This window comes from Gemmobacter sp. (assembly GCF_016792925.1).
Taxonomy (GTDB): domain Bacteria; phylum Pseudomonadota; class Alphaproteobacteria; order Rhodobacterales; family Rhodobacteraceae; genus Gemmobacter.
Genome location: NZ_JAEULU010000248.1, coordinates 21,419 through 27,684, shown reverse-complemented (window position 1 = coordinate 27,684; position 6,266 = coordinate 21,419). Strand labels below are relative to the sequence as shown.

At 65.4% G+C, this 6,266-nt stretch carries 6 protein-coding genes; 3 read left to right on the top strand and 3 right to left on the bottom strand.

From position 1 onward, the window contains the following. Together JNN06_RS11825 and JNN06_RS11820 are read right to left on the bottom strand one after the other, a co-directional pair. Positions 1-762: glycosyltransferase (locus tag JNN06_RS11825; RefSeq protein WP_291239794.1), on the bottom strand; the 762-nt coding region annotated here is incomplete at its 3' end. Further along, positions 755-1,954 (bottom strand): glycosyltransferase, encoded by a 1,200-nt coding sequence (locus JNN06_RS11820; protein WP_291239795.1) that lies wholly within the window; start codon positions 1,952-1,954, stop codon positions 755-757. The genes JNN06_RS11825 and JNN06_RS11820, both read right to left, overlap by 8 nt. 117 nt (positions 1,955-2,071) lie before the next feature. Between JNN06_RS11820 and JNN06_RS11815 the strand changes: the two genes are divergently transcribed. The 3 genes from JNN06_RS11815 (at position 2,072) to JNN06_RS11805 (ending at position 4,914) form a co-directional block, all read left to right on the top strand. After that, complete coding sequence (locus tag JNN06_RS11815; protein WP_291239793.1) at positions 2,072-3,406, top strand: oligosaccharide flippase family protein; 1,335 nt, start codon at positions 2,072-2,074, stop codon at positions 3,404-3,406. 143 nt (positions 3,407-3,549) lie between these two features. Further along, a complete protein-coding gene (locus tag JNN06_RS11810; protein WP_291239792.1) occupies positions 3,550-3,768 on the top strand; it encodes a hypothetical protein in 219 nt (72 codons plus the stop codon). Between the two features lie 432 nt (positions 3,769-4,200). Next, complete coding sequence (locus JNN06_RS11805) at positions 4,201-4,914, top strand: sugar transferase (RefSeq protein WP_291239791.1); 714 nt, start codon at positions 4,201-4,203, stop codon at positions 4,912-4,914. 73 nt (positions 4,915-4,987) lie between these two features. Here the strand turns inward: JNN06_RS11805 and JNN06_RS11800 are convergent, their stop codons facing one another. Next, positions 4,988-6,262 (bottom strand): Wzz/FepE/Etk N-terminal domain-containing protein, encoded by a 1,275-nt coding sequence (locus tag JNN06_RS11800; protein WP_291239790.1) that lies wholly within the window; start codon positions 6,260-6,262, stop codon positions 4,988-4,990. Positions 6,263-6,266: the final 4 nt, after the last annotated feature.

Below are 6,266 nucleotides of genomic sequence, written 5' to 3'. Positions count from 1 at the left end.
GAGCCAGCCGCAGCGGCGGGCCAGCGCCTCGACCGGGGTTTCCACCTCCACCGCCATGCCGGCACGAAACCCGAGCGAGCGGCGCGCGCGCCAGAGGTCACGGCGCAGATGCAGGCCCGAGCGGCTGATCTTGGTGATCGGCGTCAGCAGCGGCAAGTGTCCGGCCCATTTGCGTTGCATGGCGCGGTAGCATTCAACGTAATCGGGGCCAAGCGCGCCGTGGAAGCGATCATTGTGGATGCAGGGCAGGCTGATGGCCCAGGCGCCGAGGCGGCGGTTGCGGGCCTGGGTCACGATGTCGGTGCCATACATGTGCCAGCCCGGAAGGCTTTCGTCAAAGCGCAGGCCGGAGGCGCGGCGCAGCACGATCAGCATCTCGTCATAGCTTTGCACCGGCTGCGGCTGTTGCGAGACACGCCCGACAATCTGCCCCAGCGAGGAGGACCAGACCGGCCCGTGATGCGCGCCATCCAGGCCCACGCCAAAGGCGCCGATCAGCGCCCAGTTCGGGTCCAGCGCAGCTACTTCAGCGATGCGGGCCTGCAAAAGCGCGTCCCAGCCCCGGGGCAGGAACACATCTTGATGCGCGAAAACCACGATCGGGGCAGAGGTCGCATCCAGCGCACGGTTATAGGCGGCGGCAGCGGAGGGCGCCCCCCATTCGCACTTCAGCGGCACATGAGCCAGCAGCGGCGAACGCGCCAGATTGGCAGCAAGGATGCTTTCGGAATTGCACGCCGCCGCAACCAACAGGTCAGACATGGCCGGCCCCCCGGATCAGTTGACCGAGCTTGGCGGCCTCGCGGTCGACGTCATGGCGCACCAGCACGCGGGCGCGGGCGGCCTGGCCCATGCGGGTCAGCGCGTCATGCGGGGTGTCGGCCAGCGTGTCGATGGCATCGGCCAAGGCCTGCACATCGCCCGCAGGCACCAGCCAGCCGGTTTCGCGGGTAACCAGTTCCGGCAGGCCTGCGATGGCGGTGGCGATCACCGGGCGCGCGGCGGCCATGGCCTCCATCACCACCATCGGCAGGCCCTCGGCGAAGGAGGGCAGGATCAGCGCCTGCGCCTCGTTCAGGGCGTGGCGCACCTGATCCTCGGCCAGCCAGCCGGTGAGGGTGACATGGCGGCGCAGGGTGTGCAGGTCGATCATCGCCTCCATCTCGCCGCGCAATTCGCCGTCGCCCACCAGCGTGACATGCAGGCCGGGGTTCAGCCGGGCGGCGATGGCGATGGCCTCGATCAGCAGGGGAAAGCCCTTCTGTTCGGAAAAACGGCCAATGGCGACCAGCCGCAGCTTGGGCGGCAGGGGTGCGGGATCGGTGAAACGGTCGGGCTCGATGCCGCAATGGATGACCTTGAGACGCGGCCAGGCCTGCACCCCGGTCCAGCGGCAGAGCTGGCTGCGGCCAAAGCTGGACACGGCAACGGTGAAGGCGGCCCGGCTGCATTTCTCGCCCAGCGAAAGGGCGCGCGGGGCGTCGAACTCTTCGGGGCCATGCACGGTGTAAGACCAGCGCGGCCCGCCAAGGATATGCGAAAGGCAGGCGACCGTGGCCGAATTGGTGCCGAAATGGGCATGCAGATGGGTGATCTGCAACTCGGCACAGCGGCGGGCCACGGTCGCGGCCTCGAACAGATAGATCAGATGCTTGAGCCGCAGCCGTGCCCGCCCGCCCATGCGCCATGTGGTTGCAAGCGCCTGCGCGCTGCGGATCGGATGGCGCAGGGCCATCGCCAGCCCGCCCGCCAGCAGCGCCAGTTTGCCCCGCTCCAGCACATGTTCGGTCAGCCGGTCTTCGCCCTTGTCATCGGGGTCTTTCAGGCTGCGCCGGTCGGACCGCATGGCAAAGCGGTGGATCTCGAATCCCTGACGCTCCAGCGCCTGAATTTCGCGCCGGATGAAGGTATGCGACGGGCGCGGGTAGGTGTTGACGAGATAGGCAATCTTCAAGATCAGGGTCCGGCTGGCGAGTTGGATGTGCATAACAGCAATGCCGGTGTGACAGAAGCCTGTGGCCGAAGAATGGCATGATTGACCACAGTATTGGGCCGCCCTAGGGTCGCGCCCATGTCAGATGCCCGATCCCCCCTGTTTTCCCGTGTGCTGCGCGGCTCTGCCCTGACGGCGGGGTCTTATGCGATCACCCAGGCGCTGCGCCTTGCGTCGAATCTGATCCTCGCGCGGCTTTTGTTCCCCGAGGCCTTTGGCCTGATGGCGCTGGTGTCGGTGTTTCTGGTCGGCCTTGCGATGTTCTCCGATGTGGGCATCGGCCCGGCGATTTCGCAAAGCCCGCGCGGGGATGAGCCGGATTTTCTGGATACGGCCTGGACAGTGCAGGTGCTGCGCGGGGTGATTCTCTGGGCGGCGACCTGCCTGCTGGCCTGGCCTGCGGCGCAGCTTTATGGCGCGCCGGAGCTGATGCAGCTTTTGCCGGTGGCGGGGCTGACGCTGTTGATCGGCAGTTTCAACACCACCCGCATCGACACGGCGAACCGCCATCTGCTGCTGGGGCGGCTGACTGCGCTGGACCTGATCGCGCAGATCACCGGGATCGTGGCGATGGTGGTGCTGGCTTGGCTCATGCGCTCGGTCTGGGCCCTGGTCATCGGGGCGCTGATCGGCACGGTGGCCAAGCTGGTGCTGACGCATCTGGGCTTGCCGGGCCATCGCAACCGCTTTCGCTGGGAGCCGAGCGCTGGACGCGAGCTGGTACATTTCGGCAAATGGATTTTCCTCTCCACCGCCTGCGGCTTTCTGCTGTCGCAGGGCGACAAGGCGATTTTGGGCGCCTATCTGCGGCTGGACGAGCTGGGGGTCTATAATATCGGCTATTTCCTCGCCTCGTTCCCGGTGCTGCTGGGCGGGGCGGTGACGGGGCGGGTGCTGATTCCGATTTACCGTGACCATCCGCCGGCGGCCAGCGCGGCCAATGCGGCGAAGCTGCGGCGTCTGCGTTTCACGCTGACCGGCACCATGCTGAGCCTGCTGGCGCTGATGGGGCTGGTGGGGCAACCGCTGGTCGGGCTGATGTATGATGCGCGCTATTGGCATGCCGGGGTGATCGTGGTGGCGATTGCCTGTGTGCAGCTGCCGCAGGTGATTGGCATGACCTATGACCAATCGGCCTTGGCGGCCGGAGATTCGCGCAATTACTTTCTGGTCATGGCACTGCGGGCGGCGCTGCAAAGTCTGGCCTTCTGGGCCGGGGCGGCGACGCATGGCTTGATCGGCGCGCTCATCGGGCAGTTTTGCGCGCTGCTGCTGGCGCATGGGCCGATTGTCTGGCTGGCGGCGCGGCACAAGGCCTGGGATGCGCGGCATGATCTGGGCTTTGGCCTGTTGGCGGCGGCGATCCTTGCGCTGGTGCTGTGGTGGAATTGGGCCGCATTTTCCGGACTTTGACGCGAGTTTGCCCTGAAAGGGCTGAAGTCGTGCCCAGATTTCGCCCAATTCCCTGCATAGCGTTAACACATCGGCAGTCGCGGGCCGGAAACAGAGGGCCGACCCGTGACTGTCGCAAGGTGATCAAGCGGGAGAGACAGGCCATGGCAATCGGTGTGATGCTTTCGGGGATTTTCTCGGGTCTGGGCGGCGTAGTCTGGATGCTGGCCTCGGGTTTCCCCGTGCTGCTGGCGCTGGTATGCTATCCCGTGCTGGGTTTGCTGGGGGCAGGGGCCTTCATCATGATCGCCACGCTGCGCCACATGATGCCGGTCGAGACCGCCGAGGAGCGTCACCAGATGGAGCCCGCCACCCAGGGCTGAGCATTCCGCTACGGAAAGGAAACAGTTGGCGGCAATGGCCGACTGCCCCATTTCGTTCAAATCTTGCCTCAGGATGCAAGCCCGGCACAGCGCCGGGCTTTTTTCATGGCCGAATCACTTTGTGCAACTGCGGCATGGTCTTTCCGCCCAATTCCCCCTAGGGTTGATCTACATCCAAATGTGGCATCATCTGGGTGAAGGCGTGGCATTTTTTCCCCTCATTATCAGGGTAAACAGTGGCGTAAGGTTACCAATCTGTGTCGCCAACTGCCCGGGCGAGCGGATAAAATGGGTCTTGGGGGCGTTACTTGTTGAGTGACCGCTATGTTCTGCAAATCGACCGGCCAAAGCCTTGAAAATCGGGCTTTTGGTGAAGCTGCCACGGTATCGCCAGTCCGCCCTTGGGGCGGCAATGTTCACGGGTGACGGACAATGACAATCAGCTATTCGCGCTTTCAGGGCGCGCGACCTGTCATGCTCGACACCTTGCCAACCAGCGCGCAGCCCGGCGACGCGGTGCCGCAGCATGTCCGCCGCACGGGGCTGTATCGCAGCTTCGTGAAACGCGCGCTGGACGTGACGGCCATCGTTCTGGCCGCGCCCATCGTGGTGCCCATCGTGGCGGCGCTGGCCTTTGCGGTGTCGCGCGATGGCGGCAAGGCCTTTTACACCCAGCAGCGGGTGGGCCGCCACGGCCGCGCCTTCCGCATGTGGAAGCTGCGCTCCATGGTGCCCGATGCCGATGAGCGGATGGAGGCCTATCTGGCCTCCAACCCCTTGGCGCGCGCTGAATGGGACAAGACCCAGAAGCTGAAGAATGATCCGCGCATCACCTCTTTTGGGCGGTTCCTCCGCAAAAGCTCGCTGGACGAGCTGCCGCAGCTTTGGAACGTGTTCATCGGCGATATGAGCCTGGTTGGCCCGCGCCCGATGATGCTGAACCAGCAGGCGCTGTATCCGGGGCTGGCCTATTTCGCGCTGCGTCCGGGCATCACCGGCTATTGGCAGACCGCCGGGCGCAACCGCACGACCTTTGAAGCGCGGGCGGAATATGATGCGGTTTACGAGCAAAACCTGTCGCTGGCGACCGATGCCGCGATTTTGGTGCGGACGGTGGGGGTTGTGGTCAACGGCACCGGCTGCTGACCCCTGATGCAGCCTTGAAAAAGCCGCTGCCAGATCGCGTCTGGCAGCGGCTTTTGCATCTGGGGCAGGTGGTTCAGAGGCCCAGTCTGGCAGCCAGAGGCAGCTCTCGCAGCCTTTGCCACAGCCGGTGCAGCAGGGGCAAAGGCTGGGCCGGGCGCAGGTGCAGATCGGGCAGCACGATGACCGGGCGAATATCCACCTCGCGCTGCATCTGGGCCGCTGAACGCAGCACCGGGTTCATCAGGTCCAGCACGAAGGCAAGGCCGATGGCTGCCACCAGCGCGCCAATGGTCCCGGCAATGGCCAGTTTCTTGCGCCCGCCACCGGCGGGATAGGGCGGCTCTACCGCGCGCTCCAGCAGGGTGAAATGTTCGGAGCGGTTCTCCTGCTCCAGCCGCAGCGCGGTTTCGGCCTCGGTGCGGCGGGCGGTGATGGCCGTGTATTGGCCCTGCAACTGTTCCAGCTGGCGGTCATAGGCGCTGAGCGTGCGCTCCACCTCGGGGGATTGCGCCACCCGCGCCTCGATGGCGCTGCGCTGGTCGGTCAGGGCCTGCGATTGCCGCTGCAACACGGCCTCTTGCGCGGCCAGCGTCTCGATCCGGCGGCGGTCGGTCTCGCGCAGACGCTCTTTCCCTTGCAGGGCGCTGCGCTCGGATTGCACGGCCAGCAAATCCTGCGCGATGCGGCGCAGATCGGTGTCGAGCGCGGTGATCGCGGCGGCGCCGTCATTTTCCAGCGTGCCCAGATTGGCATTCTTGTAAGCCGCGATTTCGGCCTCAAGGGCGGCGATCTGCCCGGCCACGCGCTGATCCTCGGTGGCAAAGAAATCCAGCGTTTCCTTGGCCTTGGTCGATTGCCGCTCGACCGAGAGGTCCAGCACGCCCTGGGCAAAATCATTTGCCAGCCGCGCGGCCTGCGCGCTTGATCCGAAGCGGGCGGTGATCATCAGCGCCGAAACCGGGGCCGAGCTGCCAAAGGCGGCCTCGCCCGCCCCGGCGATGTTCTGAAAGGTCACGGCATTGCGAAGCGCGTTGATCTGCTGATCTTCGGGCATGGCAGGCGGGAAAAGCGCGTGGCGCTCGGCCATGGCAAGCAGCGATTCGCGCGTGGTCAGCCTTTGCTGGATGGCCTGAATATTGGCGGCGGTATCATTGCGACGCGTGCTGTCGGCGCCATCCTGCACCACCGGGCTTTGCACCTGAATGACCGAGATCGCCTCATACATCTGCGGGCGCGACAGCGCGAACAGCGTGGCCAGCACGGCGCCCAGCAGGGTGAGGGCGGCAATCATCAGCTTGCGGCGGAACAGCAGGCTGAGAAATTCGTCAAAGGTCTGGATCGGGCCCATTGCG